3 protein-coding genes are annotated in these 1,132 nt (G+C 53.6%); all 3 read right to left on the bottom strand.

What is annotated here, in order from left to right; all coding sequences use genetic code 11:
- On the bottom strand, window positions 1–311 hold a 311-nt coding region (locus U1739_RS21030; RefSeq protein WP_332710568.1), incomplete at its 3' end, for a hypothetical protein.
- A 40-nt stretch (window positions 312–351) separates the two neighbouring features.
- The gene (locus tag U1739_RS21025; protein ID WP_332710567.1) at window positions 352–585 is read right to left on the bottom strand and encodes a hypothetical protein; all 234 of its coding nucleotides are present in this window, start codon (window positions 583–585) and stop codon (window positions 352–354) included.
- A 111-nt stretch (window positions 586–696) separates the two neighbouring features.
- The coding region (locus U1739_RS21020; protein WP_332710566.1) for a hypothetical protein at window positions 697–1,132 on the bottom strand (436 nt) is incomplete at its 5' end.

The raw sequence follows: 1,132 nt of genomic DNA, 5'->3' as shown, positions 1-1,132 counted from the left end.
ATCGCCTGCGCCCGTTGACGGGGTTTATGGCTTTTAAGATCGCGTAGGGCCGAATCGAACAAACCATCCTGATCCGCCAGTTCCATCAGTTTGACGCGTTCTGATCCCCGCAGCAGTCTCGACAGATTGAGCACTGCATACATGCGTGCAGCCTTGCTATAATGATTCAAAGGGGCCGATGGCTCAAGATCTTGGATACGCAGCAGGATATCTTTGGTGGCGCCGAGCATCGCCTTACCTTCTCGCTTTATGTGGCGTTCACCCAGCATGCGCCGGACCACAAGCATGAGGAACACGGCAATGATCAGCATCGCAAATATGACTGAGCCCCAAATGACCGAAGCTACCATTTCAATCCAACCGTCTGAAAATGAGGGTGAAATTTAGAGCTTTTCTCGTGTAACTCTGTTCACGACGGTCATATTCTCCAGTCAGCACAAGCGCGAGATTGTTTGACACCGGCAGCGATCCACCTGCAAATGCCGACCGCAATTGCCGCGTCAATCCGGCTTCGGTATCGGGGTAGGATGCAACACCGCCAAACAACCGCGCGCCAGTGTCAAAATTGCGGTCATAGCGTGCCAACGCTCCGAACTTTGTCGTGCTGTCTGATGGGCTGATGGAGATGAACCGAACGGCTAAAGTGTGCGCAGATTTATTGCTGGATAACCTTACGCCAGGGACAACCGACTCGAACTATATATTTCCGTAATCGGCATAACGGACGTCTGATAACAACGTCACATTGTCGTCAATTTTGAAGTCTGCGCCCGATTGCAGCCCCCAATTTTCCCTGAAGTCCGCAGATGGCGTATATGCTACCCCAGCCCTCAGCTCCCAATTCGGGCCCGTGCGTGTTGCCAGTAACGACAGCCTGCTATCGGAAACCCTGCGCCGTTCATGTTCGATGGTCGCCGTGACACTTGTGTTGGCACCAATCCCGGTAAATCCCGAGAACGTTAGATTTTTCCAATACTGGCTTTGGCCACCATCCAGTTGCACTTTGGCCGCGCCGGCCGAAAGCGCGAAACCGGAACGCGCCCAGCGCTCAGTCAAACTTGCGTTGATATTCGCATCCAGCGCTTCAAGATCCGGATAAGCTGGTGCTCGCGCACGCACAATGTCCGCCTGA

The organism is Parasphingomonas puruogangriensis, from assembly GCF_036663635.1.
Taxonomy (GTDB): domain Bacteria; phylum Pseudomonadota; class Alphaproteobacteria; order Sphingomonadales; family Sphingomonadaceae; genus Sphingomonas.
The sequence above is the reverse complement of the archived record's forward strand: the minus strand, read 5'-3'. Positions and strand labels throughout refer to the sequence as shown.